Origin of the sequence: Meiothermus ruber DSM 1279 (assembly GCF_000024425.1) — a bacterium.
GTDB lineage: Bacteria > Deinococcota > Deinococci > Deinococcales > Thermaceae > Meiothermus > Meiothermus ruber.
Window position 1 is genome coordinate 988,504 of record NC_013946.1, and the last position, 22,581, is coordinate 1,011,084.

A 22,581-nucleotide genomic window follows, 5' to 3' on the forward strand; every position below is an offset into this window, starting at 1 on the left:
ATGCTGCTGATCAACGACCCCTCCGACGCACCCGCGGGCCCCAAGGTGGTGGCCATTGGCAGCTTCGATGGCCTGCACCTCGGGCATCAGCACCTGATTCACCAGGCCCAGCAGGCGGCCAAGCGCCTGCATGCGCCGCTGCTGGTTTACACCTTCGACCCCCCCAGCAAGGTCTTCATGAGGGGGGAGGGCTTCCTGACCGATTTGTCGGAAAAGCTCGAGCTCTTGAGGGGCCTGGGGGTTGAGATCGCCCTGATTGTGCCCTTTACCGAGGCCTTTGCCCGGCGCAGCAAGGACGATTTTTTGGAGGATTTGCGCACCCTCGAAGCCCGGCAGATCTATGTGGGGGCCGATTTCCGCTTTGGGCAGGGGCGGGCTGGGGGGCTGGAAGACCTCAACACCGTGGCCCCCACCCAGATTCTTCCGCTGCTCGAGCTGGGCGGCAGCCCGGTGAAGTCGAGCCGCATCCGCGACCTGCTGCGCAGGGGCGATGTGGACGAGGCCAGGCTCCTGCTGGGCCGGGCCTATACCGCCCGGGGCATCGTGCGCGAAGGTGATAGGCTGGGGCGACAGCTGGGCTTCCCCACCGCCAACCTCGAGGTCGCCCCACTCAAGATTCTGCCGCTGGGCGTGTTCGCGGTGCGGGTGCAGACCCCCCAGGGCCGGTTTGGCGGTATGGCTAATGTGGGCTACCGCCCCACGGTGGCGGGCCAGACCCTGCGCTTCGAGGTTCACCTATTTGGCTTTGCGGGTGACCTGTACGGCCAGGAACTCACCGTGGAGTTTCTGACCCGGCTGCGCGGGGAGATGAAATTCGAAAGCCTGGAAGCCCTCAAAGCCCAGCTCGCCCAAGACGCCGAGGCGGCCCGCCGGTTGCTGGGCATCTAGCGGGGGATGTCCTCGGCGCTCCAGAAGCGGGGCCTGACCCAGCGCACCTCTTCGAAGGTGCCGTCGAAGCGCAGAATGGCGGCCATGCGGGCCCTCGAGTACACCTGGTGGGGCTTTTTGGGGATAAAGGCGGTGACGATATCCACCCAGCGCGGCTCCCGGTACTCCAGCACCACGTGCAGCGGCAGCTTGAGCTGCGGCGGAAAGACCATATAACCCAGCACCAGCATGCGCTGATCTTCGGGGTAGACGGCCATCTCACGGCCCCACTCCACCGCCTGCAAGACGTCCTGTTCAATGAAACCCTCTTGCAGCATGTGCTTGGCTACATGGGGGCCCAGCCGGTAGCGGCCCTCGCGGATGTAGGGGAGGAGTTCCTCGAGCCTACGGATGCGCGGTCGTTTGATCACGGTTCCCCCCTTTAGCAAAAACCCCCACGCTCGGAGGAGGTGGGGCTGGGTATGCGCCTGCCAAAAACCCCAACAGCACAGCGGGGTTCTGTCGCTTTCGATTATAGAGAATACCGCGACAGATCGTGTGGGCTTTTGACCGCAATTGCCGCGCCGTAAACCTTGGCAGCCCCCGCCTCGAGCAGGGCTTTGCGCGCGCGAAGGAAAGTGGTTCCAGTGGTCACCACGTCATCCACCAGCAGCCAGAGGCCCTTGATCCGGCGGGTTGGCTGAAAGGTGGTCTCAGCGAGCTGCAGGCGCTGGTACAGGGTCTTCTGGGTTTGCGACCTGTCCCAGGCGGCGCGCTGGAGCACCCGCTGGTAGGGAACTTTCAGCGTCTGGGCCAGCGCCTGGGCCAGCAGCTCGGCCTGGTTGTAGCCCCGCTGGAGCTGGCGGTGGGGTAGGGTGGGCACCGCGGTTACACCGTCCAGCCCCCACTCGGCCTGCCGCACCCCCAGGGCCAGCAGCTCGCCCAGGTAGTGGGCCAGTTGACGCTGACCCCGGTACTTGATGGCCTTGGGCAGCCGGCTCAACCGCTTGTAGTCGCCCAGGTAGACGAAGTGGGGCAGATGGCGGGGTACGAGGGCCGCCCGGCAGCTCGAGCACAGCAAAGGCTGGCTTAAAGGTGCTCCGCAACCGGGGCAGCGGGCCCCCGTCAGCTGCTCCCACCAGCCCAGCAACGGCTTCATGCCTTACTCCACGCCCAGGGCGGCCCGCAGGGCCTCGTCGAAAGGGGGGTAGAGCACCCCCTTCTCGGTTACGATGCCGGTAATCAGGTGATGGGGGGTCACATCGAAGCCGGGGTGGGCTGCCGGAAAGCCCTCGGGTGCGATGGGCTGGCCCCGAATCACCGTTACTTCCCTCGCCGAACGTTGCTCGATGGGGATGCTGTTGCCGTTTTCCAGCCGGGGGTCTACCGAGGAGAGCGGCAGGGCCGGGTAGAACGGAATGCCGTGGTACCGGGCCAGAATAGCCAGGCCGTAGGTGCCGATCTTGTTGGCAAAGTCGCCGTTCAGGGCCATGCGGTCGGTGCCCAGAATGACCGCGTCCACCTGGCCCTGGCCCATCAGGTAGGCGGCCATGTTATCGGTGATGAGGGTGGCGGGCACCCCGGCTTTTTGCAGCTCGTAGGCGGTCAGGCGGGCCCCCTGCAGGTAGGGGCGGGTCTCGTCTACCCAGACGTGGGTCACCCGGCCCTGCCGATGCGCCTCGACAATGGCTCCCAGGGCAGTGCCGTAGCCCCCGGTAGCCAGCGGGCCGGTATTGCAGTGGGTGAGCACCTGGCCCCTCAGCACCTTTGCCCCATGCCGGCTGATGGCTAGCTCGGTCTCCTGCACCTCGTCCCAGATGGCCTGGGCTTCCCTGAGCGAGGCCTCGAGGCTGCCCCAGTGCGGTTTCATGCGATCCAGGGCGTAAAACAGGTTGACCGCGGTGGGGCGGCTCTGGCGCAGCAGGGCGTCGGCTTCGGCCAGGTCTTCGCCCGAGAGGTGGGCCAGCACCATTCCATAGGCCGCGGTCACCCCAATGGCCGGGGCCCCGCGCACCACCATCTCGCGGATGCCGGCGGCAATATCCCGGGCGGTTTGGCAGGGCACCCAGACCTCCTCGAAGGGCAGCCTGCGCTGATCCAGGAGCCAGAAGGTGTTGTTCTCAAAGCGAAAGGGCACTGCGCGCATGGGGTCAGTCTACTTCAAGCTGTTTAGCAGGCTGGTGTAGAGCAAGAAGAACTGGTTTTCGTCGAGCCGGGCCTGGGGGTTGTTCCAGGTGGCCGAGACGCAGTACTGCCTGCCATCCTTGGCGGTAAGCCAGGTGGTCAGGTTCAGGACGCCCGGCTCGGAGCCCCCTTTGTAGGCCACGCGCTGCCAGTCGGCGGGGTTGGCAAGGCCGGGGTTGAGCGACATCAGGGGTAGGGCCTGTACCCGGCCCATCAGCGCGCACAGCTCGCGGGTGCTGAAAAACCACTCCACGTCAAGGGCCACCGGCCCCCCGGCAAACACGCTCACGTCGGGCAGGGGCAGGCGGGCCAGTTGGGGGAGCAGGGCGGCCCGCTCCGCGGGGTTGGCCCGGTAGCGCTCGAGCCACTCCCGGTTTTGCGGGTTCTTGAGCACAAAAGCCTCGCGGGTCGTCAGGAAGGGCCGGTTGCGGGGGGCGAGCTTTTCCACCTCGGCCCGCCCGACAATGCTTATTAGTGCGTCGGTGGCGGTGTTGTCGGAGATGGAGATCATCTGGGTGGCGTACTGCTCGAGGCTCAGGGGGGTTCCGTCGGGCAGGTTTTGCAGGGTGCCGCTGGGCAGGCTTTTCCACTCCGGGCGCAGCGGCACGGTATCGCTCCAGCGGCGCTGCCCGGCTTCGATCTGCTGGCGCAGGGCTTCCAGCACGGCTAGTTTGAAGCTCGAGCCCACCGCCAGCGCGCGGTCGGCGTTCAGGCTCAGGCGCTCCTGGGGGCCTTCCAGCACCAGCACGCTGACCTCTCCCGGTAGCTTGCGGTACTCGGCCAGGAGCTGCTCGGGGGTCAGGGCGGCCTTGGGCTGGGGCGGCCTAAAGAACAGCCCCTGGATGCGCCCCTCGCTGTCCAGCGCGATCTGTGCGGGCACCACGCCGCGCTCGAAGTTCACCCGAAAGTTGGGGCCGTCCGGCTCCACGCCCTCGTAGCGCCCCAGCCCGCCCAGCAGTTGCTGGAGAATGGCTTCCACCTGGGCCAGCGGCACCTGCTGCAAGAAGGCCGGGGCAAACCACTCGGCCCTGGCCGGGCGCTCGGTGAAGAGGCGCTCGAGAGCCGCTTTGGGGCTGAGGGGGGCCTGCGCTACCGCGAGTAGCAAACCAAACAGCAGCAGGGCCATAAAGCGAACCGGTTTCATGCCCTTACCATAGCAGGTCGGGAAGATAAAAGCCCATGAACGAAGGGCTCCCGCTCGGCTGTACCTCGCCTGGCCAGCTCCCACAGCTTAAAGGCTGACCGATGGTTTGCTGCGCTCAAGTGCTCAAAGCCGTGCTATACCTTCACCGGCTCTTCCACTACAGCTCCGGCCCACTTTACGAAAGTGACCTCGCGGGGGCTCGAGAGTTCCGGGTGCGTCGCCACCACCCGCACCCCGTACTCGTAGCTGCCGGGGCGGGCCGGGTGGTAGCTGCCGGTGTAGAGCAGGGCGTCGTTCTCCTGGCCGGCGTGCTGGAGGGCCACCACTTCCAGATCGCCGCTGTTGCGCCGCACCACCAGTTCGACCCGTAGGGTCTTGGTAGGGACGCCGTAGGCCTGCACAAAGGCCCGCAGTTGCAGGGGCTGGTTGATGGTGGTGGAGGGGGCCTCCACCCAGACTTTTACGTTGTCCCAGGCGCTTTGCACCTGTTTTTTCCAGTCTGCTACTTCTTTGAGTGCTGCGGCGTTTTTCTCCAGAAGGTGCGCCGAGCGCTGGGCCAGCGGGGTATAGAACTTGCGGTGATACTCGTCCACCATGCGCTGGGCCGAGTAGGTGGGGCCACAGGTGCGGATGCTGTCGCGCACCATAGCCAGCCAGCCGCTGGGGGTGCCCACCGCGCCCCGGGCGTAGAACAGCGGGATGATCTTGTACTGCAGGGTATCGTAGAAGCTCTGGGCGTCGGCGTAATCCTGGGCTTCTTCGGTGGCGTAGGTGCGACCGTCGCCAATGGCCCAGCCGTTGGTGGTGTTGAAAGCCTCGGCCCACCAGCCGTCCAGAACCGAGAAGTTCAAAGCGCCGTTCAGGGCCGCCTTCATGCCCGAGGTGCCCGAGGCCTCCATGGGGCGGCGGGGGGTGTTGAGCCAGACGTCCACCCCCTGCACCAGGGTGCGGGCCAGGCCTATGTCGTAATCCTCGAGCAGAATCATCTTGTCCTCGAGGCCCAGTCCCTTGATTTTCTCGGCCAGCTTCTTGATGAACTCCTTGCCGGGCTCGTCCTTGGGGTGGGCTTTACCGGCGAACACAAACTGCACCGGCAGGGGGCCATTCAAAATGGAGACCAGCCGATCGGGGTCGGTGAACATCAGGATGGCCCGCTTGTAGGTGGCAAAGCGGCGGGCAAAACCGATGGTCAGCACGGTTGGGTCGAGCACCTTTTCTGCCGCCCGCAGGCTGGCCGGGAGGTCGCCGTTGCGGCGGCGCTGCTCGAAGAGCCGGGCCCGCACCTCCTCGACCAGGTGTGCCCGCAGCTTGTTCCGAATATGCCAAAGCTCGCTCTCCTCGAGCCGTTCCACCGTCCACTGGCTGGGGTCGTGGAGCTGCTCGGCCCAGGTTTTGGGGAAGCTGCGCTCGTAGAGGGCGTGCATCTCGGGGTGCAGGAAGCTAAAGGTGTGAATGCCGTTGGTGATGTGCCCGATGGGAACTTCCTCGGGCTCGAGGCCCTTCCACAGGTGCTTGAACATCTCGCGCGAGACCTCGCCGTGCAGGGCCGAGACCCCCCCGGCGGCGCGGGAGGTGTGGAGGGCCAGGTTGGACATGCTGAAGACCGGGCCGTAGCTTTTTTCCTCGCGGCCCAGGGCGATAAACTCCTCCTTGCTGATGCCCAGCTTGTTCCACCAGCCGTCCAGGTAGCGCTCCACCAGATCCAGCGGGAAGCTGTCGTGGCCGGCGGGTACGGGGGTGTGGGTGGTGAAGAGCGCCCCTGCCGAGGTGGCCTCGAGGGCCTCGCCAAAGGAGCTTCCGGCAGCCACCATCTCGCGCATGCGCTCGAGGCCCAAAAAGGCCGCGTGGCCCTCGTTCATGTGCCAGACCTCGGGGGCCAGGCCCAGGGCCCGCAACAGCCGCACCCCGCCAATACCCAGAATCATCTCCTGCTCAATGCGGATTTCCTGCCCGGGGGCGTAGAGCCTTGCGGTGAGGGCGCGGTCTTCGGGCCGGTTTTCGGGCAGGTTGGTGCTCATCAGGTAGACCGGAATGGTGCCTACCTGCGCCTTGTAAGCCATCACATATACGGTGCGTCCGGGAAACTCCACCCCCACCTTGAGGGGCTTGCCGTCCTTGCTGACCACCACCAGCGGTAGCTCTTCGGGCCGCAGGTCTTCGTAGATCTCGTGCTGCTGGCCCTCGGGGGTGAGCTGCTGGCGAAAGTAGCCCTCGTGGTAGAACATCCCGACAGCGGTCAGGTCGAGCCCCAGGTCGGAGGCGGCCTTGATGTGGTCGCCGGCCAGGATGCCCAGGCCGCCCGAGTAGATGGGCAGCGACTCGTGGAAGCCGTACTCCATCGAGAAATAAGCGATTCGTGGGGGCTTTTGGGGGCGGCTTTGCAGGTAGCGGTGGAAGCGGGCCAAGGTGGCCTCGACCGCGCCCACGTAGCCGGCGTTCTCGGCCAGGGCGGTCAGGCGCTCGGGCTCGGCTTCCAGCAAGGCCCGTACCGGATTAGCACGGAAGCGCTTCCACTGCGAAGGATTAATCTGCTCGAAGAGGTGCTGGGCTTCGGGGCTCCAGCTCCACCACAGGTTGTAGGCCAGCTCGCCGAGGCCCTTGAGGGCTTCGGGTAGGCTGGGCATGCTGACGATTCGGCCAATTACGTTCATAATCCGAGATTTTACCACCATACCCCAGGGGTAGCGGTCAGGGAATTGGATGACTTTGTTTTGGGGCGGATTTTTGGGACGGTATAGGGCTATCATTAAACCCATGAGCCCTGAGTTGCGCCGGGCGGTGAGCAAAGCCCACGAACAACTCGAGCGCCGCACCGCGGCTTATCTGGCGGAGCGCGGGGTGCGGGTGAGCTGCGGCCCGGGCTGCAAGGCCTGCTGCTCGGCCTGGGTGGTGGTCGGACTGGCCGAGGCGGAGTACCTGCGGGAGGCGCTCGAGGCCCACCAGCCCGAGGCGCTGGCCCGCATCGAGGCCGAGGGCCGCAAACGACTGGCGCGCATTGCTCGACAAAAGCACCTGTCCGACTTCCCCACCCGCTACTTCCTGGAAAACCGCCCATGCCCGCTGCTAACCCCGGAAGGGTTCTGCTCAACACACCCACACCGTCCTTTGGCCTGCCGCGGGCTGCTGACCAACCTCTCGGCCCGTTACTGCGTGCCAGGGGTGGTGCCGGCCCTTCGAGGCCGCGAAAAAACCGCATACAGAGCACAGCTAAGACCCTGGCATGGCCCCGAGCATTATCTGAAAGTGCCCTGGCTGCTCTCCGAGCGCACCGCCCAGAAACTCTGGGCCGCGGAGCAGCATAAGCGCGGTTTTGTGGTGATTGGAGAGCTGATCGGTTTGGTTTTTCTGCTGGGACAACACGATTTCCAGGAAGCCCTGCGAGGGGGGCTGGAAACGGTTCGGCAAACCCTGGAAAAACGCCGGCTGCTGGGAGGGGCCTATGGTTTTTGGGTGGGTTGACGGGGGCTACTCCACCAAGCCGGCATCAATCATGCGTAGATAGGAAAAAAATAGGGTGACCTGGTCGCCAAAGTCGTGCACGAAGGCGTGGATGGCCTCTGGGGTAACCCCTTCCAGGCGCAGATCGCTTTCCAAAACGGGGTCGTTGTCGGCGTCGAAGTAGGCCTTGCTGAAGCGGTAGCGCCGGTTCCAGTTGAGCAGATGGCGCGGCTCTACCCGGTCGAAGCCCGAGAATCCGGCCCGCAATTGTAGGCTGCTCACATGCGAACCCCCATAGGTGATCAGGTGGCCTCGCAGGCCGTTGGGCAGTTCTAGGTTAAACAGGTCTTCTTTGACCTGCTCGGCATTGAGGCCGAACTGATCCAGAAGAATTCGCACCTCTTCGGTGGTAACTTCGCGCAGAACCGTATCCATGGCTTATTTTAAACTCAGAAACCCCGGTGTGCGGTGACGATTGCAACAAAAAAAACCTGCGGGCCGGGTAGCCCGCTTGCAGCGTGTGTTGGCGGAGGAGGAGGGATTCGAACCCTCGATAGGGGGCAACCCCTATACCGGTTTTCGAGACCGGCCCGTTCAACCACTCCGGCACCCCTCCATAGCCGCCAAACCGAACGGTTTGGTAGTGCCGAATAGAGACTTTAGCACAACTTGCTGGCAAAGTCACCCTCAGGGCTGCACGCGCTTCTGGGAGAAGAAGTCCCGCAGCAGTTTAGCCGATTCGCGCTCGAGCCAGCCCCCTTCCCACTCAAAGGGGGGTTTCATGCGATGCACCGTCACCGCCCCGGCCTTCAGGTTCTCCACCGCATACACCACCCGCCGCACCTGGGCTTCCATCAGCGCGCCGAAGCACATAGGGCAGGGCTCGAGGGTTACATACACGGTAGCGCCGGGCAGCACCTTGCTGTGCCGTTTGTGGAGGGCCTGCTGGAGGGCCAGCAGCTCGGCGTGGGCGGTGGCATCGCACTGCTGCTCGACCTGGTTGTGGGCCTCGGCCAGCACCTCACCATCCCAGACCACCACGGCCCCGATGGGCACTTCGCCTGCTTGCTGGGCCAGCCGGGCCTGCTCGAGGGCGCTGCGCATGTGCTCCAGATCCTCCGACTCGGGCCAGAGGTTCCAGACCTCACGCACCACGTTGCCCACTGCGCGCACCGGCCAGTTCTGCTTAAGCTCGGGTGGGAGGCTGTGTTCGGTAAAGAAGTCCACCAGCCGCACCAGACCCTTGGGCAGGTCGATCAGATCGCCGGGCAGGGGGAGCCTCGAGCCCCGCCAGGGGGGGAAGGTGTCGATCACCGGGGGAATCAGAAACAGGGTGCCATCGCGCCGGCGCACCTGCCAGCCTTCGGGCAGGGTAAAGGCCTCGCCGTGCAGGGCCCGCTCGAGCTGCACCACCCAGCCCATCTCGGGGCGTAGCCTGAGGTGCTCGAGGATCTGCCGCAAAGCCCGCCGGCGCAGGCCGGTGGGGGCCTGTAGCAGTGGTGCGACGCGGTAGGCCGGGCAGGGCCAGCGCCGGTCGCGCAGCAGGAGCTGTTCGGCCAGGGGGTCGAGGGCTTCGTCGTCGAGCTGGGAGATGGCGGCGAAGCGGGCCAGAGCGGTCTGGGTCTGGGGAAAACGCGCTTTGAGCCGGGGGAAAATTTCGTGGCGAAGGAAGTTCCGATCCAGCGAGGTGTCGGCGTTGGAGATGTCCTCGAGCCAGTCCTGCTGCTTGCACCTCAGATAAGCCCGTAAGGTGCTGCGGCTGAGCTCGAGCAAGGGCCGCACCACCTTCCCCCGCTTGGGGCGCATGCCCAGACCCCTTCCGGTGCCCTGTAAAAGCTGCAGCAGCACCGTTTCGGCCTGATCGTCCTCGGTGTGGGCGGTCAGAATGGCCTGGGCCTGGTGCTTTTTGGCTACCTTAGCCAGAAAGCCGTAGCGCAGCTCGCGGGCGGTGGCCTCGAGGTTGCCCCCGCGCTCCGCAGCGATTTTGGCTACGTCCAGTTTTTCCGATTCAAAAGGATAGCCCAGGCGCTCGGCCAGGGCTTTGACCCACAGCGCGTCCTGGCCTGACTCAGGCCGCAATGAGTGATCGAGGTGGGCCACCACCACCTTGCGGGGGGTGGAGGTGAGCAAAAGCAAAAGCGCTACCGAGTCGCCCCCGCCCGATACGGCAGCAACCAGGCTGCCTTCGGGCACCATGCGGGTCAGGTGCGTAGCAAACTGGGCTTCAAGCTGGCTGGCCTCCTCCAACTCCACGCCTATATGCTATAGGCTATGCCGGTATTGCCCAAGCTGCGTTTCGACTTCGATGCCTATCCGTACCTGACCCCAGACCTGCCGGGGGTGGACGGGGTGATTCGCCACCGGCCCCAGGATTTTCAGGTGGACGAGGTACCGGCCTACAGCCCGCTGGGCAGTGGGGAGCACCTTTTCGTGCGGATCGAGAAGGTGGGCCTGACCACCCGGGCCGTTGTGGAGTTCCTGCGCGACCGCCTGCAGATTAGCGAGGCCCAGATCGGGGTGGCCGGTCTCAAGGACAAGCACGCCCTGACCCGGCAGTGGTTCAGCATCCCGGCCCGTTACGAGGCGCGCCTGGAGGGGCTGGCCGGGCTGGAGGGGGTGCGGGTGCTGGAACAGGCCCGGCACCCGCACAAGCTCAAAGTGGGGCATCTGCGGGGCAACCGCTTCCGTATTCTGATCCGCAGCGGGGATGGGGCCGGCTTATCCCGGTTTCGAGCCGAGGCTATTTTGCGGGTGCTCGAGCACCAGGGGGTGCCCAACTACTACGGCCCCCAGCGCTTTGGCATCGGAGGATTGAACCCGCTCAAGGGCTATGAGCTGGTCAAGCAGGGTAAGGTGCACGCCCCCTCCTGGCTAAAGAAATTTCTGGTCTCGAGCCTGCAAAGCCTGCTCTTCAACGACTGGCTGGCCCTGCGCCTGCAGATGGGACTTTTTGGGCAGGTGATCGAAGGGGATGTAGCCAAAAAACACGACACCGGCGGAGAGTTTGTGGTGCAGGACGCAGAAGCCGAGAACCCTCGAGCCCTGCGCTTTGAAATCAGCGCCACCGGGCCCCTCTACGGCAAAAAATACCGCGAGGCCCAGGGGCCGGCCCGCGCCCTGGAAGACCAGGTACTGCAGAAATACGAGCTCGAGCGCGGCCACTTCGCCTCGCGCCGGGGGGATCGCCGCCTGATCCGCTTTCCCCTTACCGAGTGGGGTGTGGAAGAAACCGCGGAAGGGCTCTGGGTGAGCTTCTTTCTGCCCAAGGGGGCCTACGCTACCGCCGTTTTGCGCGAGGTGATGAAGCGAAACCCCGAGGAGGGGGAGCTGGAAGCCGAAATGGAGGAGTAGGGGCCTCGGCCTCGAGCCGCCTTGATATTGACACACTCAACCTTTTGCTGCTACCCTAGCGAGCGGCCTGCAAAACGTAGGCCAAAAATCGCAAAAACGCCTTTAGTGGTTTCTTGGGCATACTTATGTTTGAAAGCCTCTCCCAACGCATCCGAGCCGCAGTTGACAAGCTGCGTGGGCGGGGGCGTATCACTGAAGCCGACCTCAAGGCCACCCTGCGCGAGATCCGCATGTCGCTGCTGGAGGCCGATGTCAACTTCGAGGTGGCTAAAAACTTCGTAAACAAGGTGCAGGAGAAGACCCTGGGCCAGGCTGTGCTGGAGAGCCTGACCCCGGCGGAACAGATCCTGAGCGTGGTTTACGAAGAGCTGGTCGAGATGCTGGGTGGGGAGGCCAAACAGCCCCTGCTCAAGAACGAGGGCAACCTGTGGTTCATGGTGGGCTTGCAGGGCTCGGGAAAGACCACCACCTCGGGTAAGCTGGCCCACTTCTACAAGTCCAAAGGGCGGCGTCCGCTGCTGGTCGCGGCCGATACCCAGCGGCCCGCGGCCCGCGAGCAGCTCCGCATCCTGGGCGAAAAGATCGGGGTGCCGGTGCTGGAAGTGGCCGACGGTGAGCGCCCCGAGACCACCCGCGCGCGCTTGCAGCAGCACCTGACCTTCGACTACCGCGACCTGGTAATCGTCGATACGGCGGGCCGCCTCCAGATTGACCAGGCCCTGATGGACGAGCTGGCCCAGCTCAAGCAGGTGATGGGCCCCTCCGAGACCCTGCTGGTGGTGGACAGCATGACCGGCCAGGAGGCTCTGAACGTCTCCAAAGCCTTTGACGAGCGCATCGGGGTAACCGGCCTGATTCTAACCAAACTGGATGGCGATGCCCGGGGCGGCGCGGCGCTTTCGGCCCGGTATGTGACCGGCAAACCCATCTACTTTGCGGGGGTTTCGGAAAAGGTCGAAGGCCTGGAGCCCTTCTACCCCGACCGGCTGGCCCAGCGCATCCTGGGCATGGGCGACCTGCAGACCCTTCTGGAAAAAGCCAGACAGGCCGAGCTCGAGGCCCCGCAAAAAGACCTCAAGGAGATCACCCTCGAGGACCTCATCACCCAGATGCGCCAGATGCGCAAGATGGGCAGCTTCACCGAGATCCTGGGCATGATACCGGGTATATCCAGAATGCTACCCCCCGGCTTCTCGGTGGACGAAAAGCAGGTTAATCGCATGGAGGCCATCGTGCTCTCCATGACCCCTAAAGAACGCCGCGACCCCCGCATTCTGAATGCCTCGCGCCGCAAGCGCATTGCGGCGGGTTCTGGCACGACGGTGCAGGAGGTTAACCGCCTCATCAAAACCTTCGAGGACACCAAGCAGATGCTGAAAACCCTGGCCAAGCAGCAGGCTCGAGGGGGGCGGGGTTTGTTCAGGAGATAGGTCTTGGGTTGCAGGCAGAAATACCAAAGCCTGTAACTGACAGTGCGTCCAGAGGGCGCTTCAGACAACACAAAGGAGTAGAACATGACCAAGATTCGTTTGTCCCGTTTCGGTTCCAAAGGCAACCCCCATTACCGCATTGTGGTGATGGACAGCCGTACCAAGCGCGATGGTGGCTACATCGAGCGCATCGGCTACTACGACCCGCGCAAGACCACCAAAGACTGGCTGAAGATCGACCAGGAGCGCCTTCAGTACTGGCTGGGGGTGGGTGCCCAGCCCACCGATACCGTAAAAAAACTCATCAAGCAGGCCAACCCAGGGGCCTAATAGCAACCCAGCAAAAGCCGAAGGCCCAAAACCCTGGGCTTTCGGCTTTCGACTTAAGGCTTTAGGCTAATGTTTATGAAAGACCTCGTGGAGTACCTGGCAAAAGCAGTGGTCGACCACCCGGCCTCGATTCGCGTGGATGAGCGCCGGGGCCGCGAAGGGTTGGTGTACTACATCGAGACCCACCCCGAGGACAAAGGCCGGATTATCGGCCGGCAGGGCCGCGTAATCGAGAGCATCCGCACGGTGGTGCGCTCGTTTGCCAAGGGCCGGGTTTCGGTGGAAGTACGCTGAGCGCTTCCGTACGGTATGCGGCGCATCGAAATTGGACGCATCGGAAAAGCCTACGGCATGGCGGGGGGCCTCAAGTTTCGGGGAGAGCCGGTGATTTTTGACCTCGAGCGCATCTACCTCGAGGGCCTGGGCTACCGCGCCATCGAAGAAATTGAAGAGCACAGCGGGGAAATCGTGCTGTTTCTAACGGGCGTGGAGGGCCGCCAGGAAGCCGAGCAACTGGTGGGTTTGCGGGTCTATGCCGATCAGGCCGACCTACCCCCGCTGGAAGAGGGCGAGTACTACTACTTCGAGCTGATAGGCCGGCCGGTTTTTGTAGACGGACAGCCCTTCGGTGAAGTGGTGGATGTCGAAGATGGTGCGCAGGAACGGCTTATCATCAAAGCCAGGGGCGCTTCTTTACGAGCCCAGAGCAAAACCTATATGGTGCCCTTTCAGGCCCCATACGTGAAGGTGGAGGCCGATGGTATTTATATCGAATCCATCCCCGGGCTGCTCGATTAGCTGCGCGCTATGAAATACACCATCCTGACCCTGTTCCCCGATCTGGTGCGTCCCTGGACAGAAGAGTCTATCGTCCAGAAAGCCATCCAGAAGGGCCTGATTGAAGTAGATATCCGCGATATTAGGGCCTACACCGAGGACAAACACAAAACCGTGGACGATACCCCCTACGGGGGCGGTGCGGGTATGGTGATGCGGGTGGATGTGGTGGTGCGGGCCATCGAGGCTGCCGGCTCCGCCGACGAGGTCATACTGCTCACCCCCGCCGGCCAGCCCCTCACCCAGCGGCTGGTTGAAGAACTGGCCGGTAAGTCGCACCTGGTGCTGGTGTGCGGCCGCTACGAGGGCATTGACGCGCGCGTAGAGCACTTTGTGACTCGTGAGATCTCAATCGGCGACTACGTTTTGATGGGGGGTGAGCTGGGCGCGCTGGTGATCCTGGAAGCCACGGCCCGCCTGCTGCCGGGGGTCATCAAAGAGGCCGAGAGCCACCGGCAGGACTCCTTCTCTACGGGCTTGCTGGACTACCCCCACTACACCCGCCCACCGGTGTTCCGGGGCCTGGCGGTGCCGGAAATCCTCACCTCGGGGCACCATGCCAAAATTGCCGAGTGGCGGCGCAAACAGGCCCTCAAACGCACCAAAGCCCGCCGCCCCGACCTGCTCGAGCGGGCCGAGCTAACCCCCAAGGATCTGGTCTGGCTCGAGGAAAGCGACTTTGACAACTAGTACCCTGGCTGCTAGAATCACAACTTGCTGACCTGTCCCGAGTATCTGCTGGGCGGATACGTTTGAGGGCAACCATCCATGAACCCGCAGTCTGGCCGCAATGGCAAAGGGCGCACAAGTAGGTTCCGCTGGAGCAAGGAGTCAGACCATGAACCGTGGCGCATTGCTGAAAGTAGTCGAGAAGAAGTACACCCGTACCGATATCCCCCAGTTCAAGCCGGGTGACACCGTGCGGGTTAACTACAAGGTGGTCGAAGGCAACCGCACCCGTGTGCAGGCCTACGAAGGCGTGGTGATCAAGATTAAGCGCAACGGCTTCAACAGCGCTTTTACGGTGCGCAAAATCTCCTTTAACGAGGGCGTGGAACGCATTTTCCCTTTCAACTCGCCCCTAATCGAAAGCGTGCAGGTGGTGAGCCGCGGTAAGGTGCGCCGGGCCAAGCTGTACTACCTGCGCGAGCTGCGCGGCAAGGCTGCCCGCATTAAGGGCGACCGCAAGCGCCTCACCGAGGATGTTGAGGCCCGGGCGGCGGCTGCCAGGGAGGCCGCGGAAGCCAAAGCAGCCGCTGCGGCTGAGGAAAACAAGGAATAATCGGCCGGGATGCGCAAAAGCCGGGGAGGGGCGGCCTCCCCGGTTTGTGCTGTGGCTGTTTATCGGGTCATACGCATTTCGGTAGTATCGTTCACTTCGGCAAGCCTAAACGATACTACCGAAATGCTTTTCTACTCCCCTCGGTCGGCTTGAATCCTTCACCTCTGACTTCGTTCAACGGTGAAGGATTCAAGCGGAAACGGTATCACTCTGCCAGGAATACCCGGAAACCCTTCAGGGCGGGCCTGCCGCCGCTGGGGCGGAAGTTGACCAGCAGCTTATCGGGGGCCCCGATGGCCTCGAGCTTGGGGTTGGGCCCAAAGCGCAGGTTTATAACCACCCCGTCGGCCTGGGGGATGTCGGTGTACTGCTCGCCAAAGCTGGCCGCGACCAGCTTGTTGTCCTGGCTGTCCAGAAGCTGGAAGCTATCGAAGCCAGCGAGGTTTTGCCGCTGGTCAGGTTGCGCACCTCCACCCGCACCACATACCCCGGCCCCGAGCCGAAGAAGGGGTTGGTGCCGGGCGCTACATCCAGCACCCGCAGCCGCCAGGTGCCGTTGGAGAGCCACTCGCCCTTTTTGCCCTCGAGCAGCAGGGCCTGCTGCTGCCCCCACCGGGATAAACTGCACCCGCAGCTCGTCTCCCTGCAGGCTGGCCTGGGCCCCGGCTTTTTGCAGGGCCTCGAGGGGTACGTAGGTTTTGCCGTTCACCACAATGGCCGGGGTGGCCTGGGCCTGCCCGTTGACGACGAGCCGATAGGTTCGCTGGGCGGCCTGGGCCAGCACCAGGGTCGAAAGGAAGATTCCCATGCCAACCAGTAGTTTGTTCATGTTGCCTCCTTGCGGGGTTGAAAATTGTTGTAAGGCCCGGGGGGGATGTATGGGTCTGGAGGGCCCCGAAAGGCCCTCCAAAACATGCGTGAACTCCTAGATTACGATGCAGCGGTATATCCGAATGGCGGCGAAACTCCGGGTGCTCTCGTGGCCCAGGGAATCGCGGGCGACCAGCTCGAGGCGCACCAGTTGGCCGTTATAGCAGGCGTTACCAAAGGTGGATTCATCACCTAGCAGATTGCTGGGGTTGTTGGTGCTCGGCGTCCAGCTCAGGTTGCCGCTGGTGGTGGAGGTGCTCAGCACCACGTTGCTGCGCCAGACCACGCTATCGTTATCGGGGCGGTAGGAGGTGGCCCGCCAGATGTAGGTGATGGGGTTGTTGCCTTCGGGGTCGGTGGCACTGGCGGGGGCGGTAAAGGTGGTGTTCCAGGAGAATCCGCCAGAGTAGTTGGGTTCTGAAGGGGACAGCGGGCCGAAGGTGTTAATGTTGGGGGGCAGGTTGGCCGGCGGGAGCGTGATGTTGATGGTTACACTGGCAGTGCTGCTCAGGCCCTGCGGGTCGGTGGCCCGAAGCGTAAGGGTGCGCGAGCCGGTCGTGCTAAAGGTAACCGAGAGGTTGCAGCCGGTGCGGGGGAAACCGTCGGCGGCGCTGCCCTCCCAGCGGCACGCAATGGGGCCAGGGCCGGGGTCGGGGCCTTCGTTGAGGTCGGTGGCAGTGCCGACCAGGTTGACGGTCTGGCCCTGGTAGAACGAGTCGCCATTGGAGGGTGCGTCAATGCGAACCACCGGCGCGGTGTTGATGACGGTGACCTCGCGCGTGGCGCTGCCCTCGCGGCCCAGCAGATCGCGGGTGGTCACCCGTATGGTGCGGCTCGCGGCAGTATTGAAGCGATAATAGGCGGTGTTGCCAACGGTTCGGGTTGGGGCTGGGTCAAAGGTTAGCGGGCAGAAGACAGGGAGGCAGTTGTTCCCGGCAAAGTCGGTAACGTTGGCGGTGATGCTCCACTCGCGGTTGAGGTCGGCAGTGCTGGCAGCGCTCAGGGCCACGCTAGGGCCGCTGCTGCCTACTTCCAGCGCCCTGGAGACCGCTGCAAAAGCGTTTACCCGGCGCTCAAAGCCTCCGACCCCCACCCCCCCCACATGGGCGGTGTCGCGCAGAATAGCCCAGACCTGGCTGGCGCTCAAAGAGGGGTTGGCAGCCCAGACCAGCGCGGCTACGCCGGCCACGAAGGGAGAGGAGTAGCTGGTACCTGCTCGAAGCCGGGCCTCATTGGCAGGGCTCTCAGGATCCGGGCCGGCCCATACCCAGAAAGGCCCATAGATGTCTACGCTGTTGTCATCTCGCTTGGTTCCGAAGTTGGAGCCAAGGTCGCGGGCGGTGCTGTCGTGGGCCATCCCGCCTACGCAGATTACCGAGCGTAGTTCACAAGGGATATGGGTTGAACCCTCGATGCCACCACCGTTGTCTACGTCCTTACCCTCGTTGCCAGCAGCAGCAAAAAGGAGTTTGCCGGTTGCTGAAACTGCTACCGCAAAGCCATCCATCACCTCGCTGGGAGAGGGGCACAACCCTAAGCAAGCCACCTTAACTGCGATGTCCCAGCCCAGGTCAAGCTCAAAACCAAAGCTCATATTGATGATCTTGGGGTTCCCGAACAGGGTAGCGGTAATGATGCGCTCGAGGGTGGAGATGATACCAATAAAGTCTCCTTGAAAAGGAACTGCCAAAAGCTCTCCAACCGGGCCTGCTGGGCCAGCAACCCCGAAGCCATTGTCTGGACGACCCATGGCTGCGGTGGTGACGTGCGTACCGTGCCAAGGGCAGGAGTTGCCCCCGGAGCACTGGAGTAGGCTGGACTCGTTCCAGCTCCCCACCACCTGACGGGTGGCGGGGAAGTCGTTGTTGAGTGCGAAGCCACCATCCAAAATCATGATGCGAACCCGGTTGCTCAAGCGTCCAGCCCGCTCTAACAGCCGCCAGGCCTCGCCCACCCCGATGTCCTGGGCGCTGCCCCGGTTCATGTAAGTCCAGTTGAAGGCGTTGGGGGTGTAGGGAATATCGGCGGGGGAAAGGCTCGAGCGGGTGGGGGCCTCGGCGGTGCTGCCGTCTGCAATGGCAGCAGGTAGCACCACAAAGTTAGGTGTGACGGTCATCTTTTCCTGGTTGGCTTCGCTCAGGGCTACTGCCAAAAGCTGGGCTGCTTCTGGGCTCGAGGTGCTAAACCTTCCCTTCAAATCTGGTAGCGACTGGTTGAGCCGCTGGAGTATGGCCTCCACCTGGGCACCGGAAGGGTTGAGGCGCACTTGATATGTTTTGGGTGCGTCACCCACCTTTTCGGTCTCGCTCAGCACCTGCCCACCCCAGCGGCTAAGGAAGGCGTTGAGCTTGGCAGGGTCGTCGGTGCTGATTATCAGCTCTCCAAGAACAAAATCCATTGCGATACCACTCTCACCCACCATGCGGGCCACCGGGCGTGGGCCGTCCGGGCCGGGTATCGTAGCCTGGGTAGGTGTAAGGGTATTGTCTACGACAATCTGAGCGGTTCCGTTTGGCCTTTGCCCGTTGCAGGCTGCTATCAGCACAAGCACGCTTACCAGAGCCAACTTCCAAAGATGTTTCATGGTCTTCCTCCTCAGGGGGCTTCGGGCTTCCCGAAGTTGCCCGAAGTGTAGAAGAGCCAGGTTGAACACCCCATGAACGGTTGTTGCCTAGCTCGGCTGTAGCAAAACAATGCCATGCGAGTGTTGCTAAATAACCAGCAACCCCCGCAAAGCGGGGGCCTTTGTGCTGGCTTGTGCTGAGCATGGCCGGATTTTCTCGTGACCGCTCCTAGGGCAACCTGTGGTAGAGCGGCAGATTCGCCGGGGCCGGGTAGAGGGCCAGGCCTCCGGCGCTACCGATGCTGCTGCTGGTGATGATGCGTTCGGGGTTGGTGGGGCTGCCCGAGGTGCTGCTGGTGCCTAGCTGGGCAGGGGAGAGCCGGGCAAACGTGCCTGCCGAGTAGCTAATCCACAGCCCGCCGCCCTCGTCAAAGGCCATGCCCTCCAGTACAGCTGAAACCGGAACGCTCACCTGGATGGCTGGGGTAAGGGTCTTGCTGCCGCTGCCGCTTTGGTCGGTGGGCGTGAGCCGGTATAAGACGTTGGCCCCAAAAGCCATCACCCACAGGTTGCCGCTGGCGTCGAAGGCCAGCAGGTTGGCGTCCAGGGTGTTGATGACGGGTGAAGGCGTTTTAGACTCGATGGTCAGGTCGGGGCCGCTGGTGGAGGCACTCAGCCGGCTGGCGTTGAACCTGACCACCCGCTGGGCGCCTGCATTGGCAATCCACAGGTTGCTGCTGGCGTCGAAGGCCAGACCTTCCGGCGCGTTCAGGCCGGTGATCTCCACCCCCGGCGTAACCATGCCCGAGGCGTCGAGCTGGCCGGCCGCTACCCGCACCACCTTGTTGGCGCAGGGGATGCTCACCCACAGGTTGCCGCTGGCGTCGAAGGCCAGCCGGGTGGGCCCAGGTGAGCAACTAAACCCACCAATGTTGATGCTGCGGTCGCGGGTCTTGCTGCCCGAACTGCCCAGGCTGCTGGCCGGGTAGCGCACCAGGTTGGGGTCTGCGGTGGTGCCCCCGATGCCCCAGAGGTTGCCGTCTTTGTCAAAGGTGAGGTCGCGCAGATTGACGGTGCCGGCGCTCACGCTGGGGCTTTGGGTGGCGGTGCTGCTCAGGAGCGAGGCCGTGAAGCCCAGCAAGGGCGAGCTTCCGCTGGGCGGGTTGCCGTTGACCATCCAGAGCTTGTTGCTGCTGGGAATCTGGGCATAGCTCACGTTCACGGGGGTGGACTGGCCGTTGCGCACACAGGCCGGGCTGCTGCTGACGCTGGCGCTGTAGGCGGTGCGGATCAGGGGGTCGGTATTGGCTACTTTATCGGCTGTGACGGTGTAGGTGCCAGCAGCGATGGCGGTGAAGGTCTGGCTGCCGGTGAGGTTCTGATTGAAGCCCGAAGGGCCGGTTACGCTGACCTTGGCGTTCACCCCGCCCGGCAGTCCGCTCACGTTAACCACCAGGCCACCCGTGCCGTTGGGGTCGCACCCGGTTACGCTCCCGCCGCCCGGCCCGCACGCACTCATGAGCAAAGCCGCCGCACCTAGCAGTCCCATCCAGGTTCTTTTCATATTTTCCTCCCCTTTTCAGTTAGTGTGCCATAACCGAGCACGCCCGGAGATTAACGAAACACCCCTTAACGCTCCATGAACGGTGTGAATACCTCATCCAGAAAGGTTGCCCTTGCACTTTCCAGGCAGCGCAACACGTACTGACAGGCCCAAGAAAGGTGCGTCTTTATGGGCCGAAACCACAGGCTCCCAGCGCCTAAAGTTCGGGGTTGCACCCAGCCCTTGTCAGCGCGGGTAAGTTTTTTGAACCGGGTATGTGTTATGCGCCGCCTGGGTTGGGTGCAACAGGGGAAGATGTAATGCGCGTTTATTGTGGTCGTACCACAGCCTGGCGCTGGGTTTTTTGCGGTACGTGATGAGGTTCTGCATACTTTCCGCCCTTACCTCCATCACGCAAGAGGGGAGGGGGTATGCGAACGTTAATCGCTTTGTTTCTGGCAGGAATTCTTGCAGCTTGCGGGAGGGGGCCTCAGGAGCCGACATTCATCGAGCCCAAAATTTCCCCGCAGACCCGGGTGCTGAGCCTCGAGACCCGCGAGAGCCTCGAGGGCCTGGTTATCAACAACCTGAACGAGTGCCTCGAGTACACCAACCAAAGCCGTCCGCGGTGCCAGGCCACCCTGACCTTTAAAGCGGGTAGCACACAGTTGGGGGAGCTCGAGGTCGGCCAGATTCTGGCCAGCGAGCCGGGCCCCAATGCGCCCTATGGCTTTTTGTTCAAGGTTAAGCAAATCACTGCGGGCAGCGAGCAGGTGGTGGTGGAGGCCGAGGAGGCCGGTCTGGCCGAGGCCATCACCGAGGGCGAGGCCAGCTTCCAGAAGAACCTGGGGGCCAGCGATCTGGTGCAGGCTGAGGGCCTTTCTCCGGGGGTTCGGTTCGCCAACGGCCAGACCCGCTACCAGGCCCAGCCCGGCGTACAGCCCATGAATGTCCTCGACTTTGCCTTCAACGAAATCATCTACGACGAAGACGGCAACCTTTCCACCACCCTGGATCAGGTGCGGGCCGAGGGCAAGGTATTTTTTGACTTACAAAACGGCTTTTCGGCCAGTGTTACCTGGAAAAAGGCGCTGGGTATTCCGGTTTATCCAAACGGGGTCTACTTCAAGGCGGCTTTTGGCATCAAGCACAACACCAGCGTAAAGATCTTCTCCACCCTGGGCAAAACCATCAAGAAGGAGTACGAGCTTGCCAAGTACACCTTCAAGCCCATCACTGTGATGGTGGGGCCGGTGCCGGTGGTGTTTGTCCCCAACCTCTACATCACCATCAGCGCCGAGGGTACGGTCTCGGCCAACCTGGTGCTGGGGGCCAGCGAGGAACTCAATGCGCAGGCCTGCTTTGAGTACAAGGGGGGCTTTAGGAACTGCTCGAGCCTGAGTAAAAAGTTCGAGGCCGGCATCGCCCAGGCCAACAGCACCCTGAAGGTCACGGGCTCCATGAACGGCAAGGTGGATGTGTTGCTGTACGGCCTGGTGGGGCCCTATGCCAAACTGGGGGCGTACCTCGAGCTGAGCGCCACCGTGCCCGGCAACCCGGTCTGGAAGCTGGACGCCGGGGTCAAGGGCAGCATCGGCATTCACGCCGACCTCTGGCTCTTCCGCCTGGATACCGACCTCGAGATCTTCAACGAAAAACTGGGCACCATCGCCCAGGCCCAGCCGGGCCCGCCCTCGGTGGTTTTTGGGGGTGGGAGTTTGGTTAATTTCGAGGGCGGCCCCTTTATCAACCGGCCCTATTACATCTGTGCCACGGCTTTCGATCCGCAGGATGGTCCACTGCCGGTGCAGATAAGCTCGAGTTCGGATGGCTCCCTGGGCACCGCCCCCACCAGCAGTAAGTGCGTGTCCTACACCTTCTCTACCCTGGGCCCCCGCACCCTCACGGCCAGGGCCACCAACTCCCTGAACCTGAGCACCACCGCCACCACCACCCTGACGGTGCAGGACATCCCCCCGCTGGCCCAGATCATCCAGCCGCTGCCCAGCCTCAACCCCACGCTTCCACAGGCCAAGGCCATACCCGCGGGCCGCTACCTGTTCTTGCAGGCCGTCTGGGAAGATAAATCGCTGAGCGTGCCCGACTGTACCCGCGGCGAGTGGCGAAGCCGCAACCGCGACACCAACGCCGATATGGGCGACGAAGTGCCCAGCCTCGGCTGCGCCACGCGCATGCGCCTGAGCAACCAGCCCGGCTGGCGGCGCATTACCTTCAAATACACCAACCCCCAGGGCGTGGCGGTGGAAAAGTTTGTGCTGGTGAATGTGGGAGATCCCGATCCGCGCGGCACCAACGAGCCGCCGCTGGCTAAAATCACCCGCCCGCTGCCGACTTTTTCCAAAGACAAAGCGGTCAACCCCACCGTTGGTAGTACCAACCTCGTGCTGGAGGGCACGGTTTTCGACGCCGATAACACGACCCTGAACTACGCCTGGTACCTTGCCGAGGTGGTGGGGGGGTATCCCGGCCCCAAGAAAGCAGTGCCTGGCGGTTCGGGTAGCGTGAACGTTCCTGGCGATCTCAACGTGACCCTGCCCGGTGTTACCATCCCCAGCCTGGCCGCACTCTTCCCCTCGGTTAGCACCTGCCCTGGTTACAAGCAGCAGTTCGTGGCCTACCTCGAGGTCTCGGATGGGGTTGCTTCCAGCGCTCGGCCGCGGCCAGTCATCATGGCTCAGCGCTTCGAGCTTCCGGTGTGCATAAACTGATACCGCTTTTGCT

General features: G+C 63.2%; 20 protein-coding genes and 1 tRNA gene. 10 read left to right on the forward strand and 11 right to left on the reverse strand.

Annotated features, from left to right (window positions below; translation table 11 throughout):
- Positions 1-888: a riboflavin biosynthesis protein RibF gene (gene ribF / locus MRUB_RS05045; protein WP_013013280.1), complete on the forward strand. Its 888-nt coding sequence runs from the start codon at positions 1-3 to the stop codon at positions 886-888.
- Here the strand turns inward: ribF and MRUB_RS05050 are convergent.
- The 5 genes from MRUB_RS05050 to glgP form a co-directional block, all read right to left on the reverse strand.
- Entirely contained in the window at positions 885-1,298 is a 414-nt protein-coding gene (locus MRUB_RS05050; protein ID WP_013013281.1) for a hypothetical protein, read from the reverse strand. The two genes, ribF and MRUB_RS05050, sit on opposite strands and share 4 nt — an antisense overlap.
- 101 nt (positions 1,299-1,399) lie before the next feature.
- Positions 1,400-2,026 (reverse strand): ComF family protein, encoded by a 627-nt coding sequence (locus MRUB_RS05055; protein ID WP_013013282.1) that lies wholly within the window; start codon positions 2,024-2,026, stop codon positions 1,400-1,402.
- 3 nt (positions 2,027-2,029) lie between these two features.
- Positions 2,030-3,013, reverse strand: coding sequence for an S-methyl-5-thioribose-1-phosphate isomerase (gene mtnA, locus MRUB_RS05060; protein ID WP_013013283.1), 984 nt, complete (start codon positions 3,011-3,013; stop codon positions 2,030-2,032).
- 9 nt (positions 3,014-3,022) lie between these two features.
- Entirely contained in the window at positions 3,023-4,195 is a 1,173-nt protein-coding gene (locus MRUB_RS05065; RefSeq protein WP_013013284.1) for a serine hydrolase, read from the reverse strand.
- Positions 4,196-4,329: 134 nt separating this feature from the next.
- Positions 4,330-6,846 (reverse strand): alpha-glucan family phosphorylase, encoded by a 2,517-nt coding sequence (glgP, locus tag MRUB_RS05070; RefSeq protein WP_013013285.1) that lies wholly within the window; start codon positions 6,844-6,846, stop codon positions 4,330-4,332.
- Between the two features lie 103 nt (positions 6,847-6,949).
- Here glgP and MRUB_RS05075 point away from each other — a divergent pair, with 103 nt between their 5' ends.
- A complete protein-coding gene (locus tag MRUB_RS05075) occupies positions 6,950-7,654 on the forward strand; it encodes a YkgJ family cysteine cluster protein (protein WP_013013286.1) in 705 nt (234 codons plus the stop codon).
- Positions 7,655-7,660: 6 nt separating this feature from the next.
- Here the strand turns inward: MRUB_RS05075 and MRUB_RS05080 are convergent, their stop codons facing one another.
- The 3 genes from MRUB_RS05080 to tilS form a co-directional block, all read right to left on the reverse strand.
- Complete coding sequence (locus tag MRUB_RS05080) at positions 7,661-8,068, reverse strand: YbjN domain-containing protein (protein WP_013013287.1); 408 nt, start codon at positions 8,066-8,068, stop codon at positions 7,661-7,663.
- A gap of 89 nt (positions 8,069-8,157) precedes the next feature.
- Positions 8,158-8,249: transfer RNA gene (locus MRUB_RS05085), tRNA-Ser, on the reverse strand.
- Positions 8,250-8,320: 71 nt separating this feature from the next.
- A complete protein-coding gene (gene tilS / locus MRUB_RS05090) occupies positions 8,321-9,829 on the reverse strand; it encodes a tRNA lysidine(34) synthetase TilS (protein ID WP_043956621.1) in 1,509 nt (502 codons plus the stop codon).
- Between the two features lie 75 nt (positions 9,830-9,904).
- Here tilS and truD point away from each other — a divergent pair, with 75 nt between their 5' ends.
- From truD to rplS, 7 genes are all read left to right on the forward strand, one after another.
- Positions 9,905-10,984, forward strand: coding sequence for a tRNA pseudouridine(13) synthase TruD (gene truD / locus MRUB_RS05095; RefSeq protein ID WP_013013289.1), 1,080 nt, complete (start codon positions 9,905-9,907; stop codon positions 10,982-10,984).
- A gap of 125 nt (positions 10,985-11,109) precedes the next feature.
- A complete protein-coding gene (gene ffh, locus MRUB_RS05100) occupies positions 11,110-12,414 on the forward strand; it encodes a signal recognition particle protein (protein WP_013013290.1) in 1,305 nt (434 codons plus the stop codon).
- Between the two features lie 84 nt (positions 12,415-12,498).
- Complete coding sequence (rpsP, locus tag MRUB_RS05105) at positions 12,499-12,744, forward strand: 30S ribosomal protein S16 (protein WP_013013291.1); 246 nt, start codon at positions 12,499-12,501, stop codon at positions 12,742-12,744.
- Between the two features lie 75 nt (positions 12,745-12,819).
- Positions 12,820-13,038: a KH domain-containing protein gene (locus MRUB_RS05110; RefSeq protein WP_015586465.1), complete on the forward strand. Its 219-nt coding sequence runs from the start codon at positions 12,820-12,822 to the stop codon at positions 13,036-13,038.
- 15 nt (positions 13,039-13,053) lie between these two features.
- Positions 13,054-13,542 (forward strand): ribosome maturation factor RimM, encoded by a 489-nt coding sequence (rimM, locus tag MRUB_RS05115; protein ID WP_013013293.1) that lies wholly within the window; start codon positions 13,054-13,056, stop codon positions 13,540-13,542.
- 9 nt (positions 13,543-13,551) lie between these two features.
- Entirely contained in the window at positions 13,552-14,271 is a 720-nt protein-coding gene (gene trmD / locus MRUB_RS05120) for a tRNA (guanosine(37)-N1)-methyltransferase TrmD (RefSeq protein ID WP_013013294.1), read from the forward strand.
- 148 nt (positions 14,272-14,419) lie between these two features.
- A complete protein-coding gene (gene rplS, locus MRUB_RS05125) occupies positions 14,420-14,863 on the forward strand; it encodes a 50S ribosomal protein L19 (RefSeq protein ID WP_013013295.1) in 444 nt (147 codons plus the stop codon).
- 205 nt (positions 14,864-15,068) lie between these two features.
- On the opposite strand, the gene MRUB_RS05130 is transcribed toward rplS, so the two are convergent.
- From MRUB_RS05130 to MRUB_RS05140, 3 genes are all read right to left on the reverse strand, one after another.
- Complete coding sequence (locus MRUB_RS05130) at positions 15,069-15,692, reverse strand: hypothetical protein (RefSeq protein ID WP_013013296.1); 624 nt, start codon at positions 15,690-15,692, stop codon at positions 15,069-15,071.
- A 96-nt stretch (positions 15,693-15,788) separates the two neighbouring features.
- Entirely contained in the window at positions 15,789-18,317 is a 2,529-nt protein-coding gene (locus MRUB_RS05135; RefSeq protein ID WP_013013297.1) for a S8 family peptidase, read from the reverse strand.
- A gap of 208 nt (positions 18,318-18,525) precedes the next feature.
- Positions 18,526-19,860 carry a Vgb family protein gene (locus MRUB_RS05140; protein WP_013013298.1) on the reverse strand — a complete coding sequence of 445 codons (1,335 nt, stop codon included), beginning with the start codon at positions 19,858-19,860 and terminating at the stop codon, positions 18,526-18,528.
- A 410-nt stretch (positions 19,861-20,270) separates the two neighbouring features.
- Here MRUB_RS05140 and MRUB_RS05145 point away from each other — a divergent pair, with 410 nt between their 5' ends.
- Positions 20,271-22,568 carry a hypothetical protein gene (locus MRUB_RS05145; RefSeq protein WP_013013299.1) on the forward strand — a complete coding sequence of 766 codons (2,298 nt, stop codon included), beginning with the start codon at positions 20,271-20,273 and terminating at the stop codon, positions 22,566-22,568.
- Positions 22,569-22,581 lie beyond the last annotated feature (13 nt).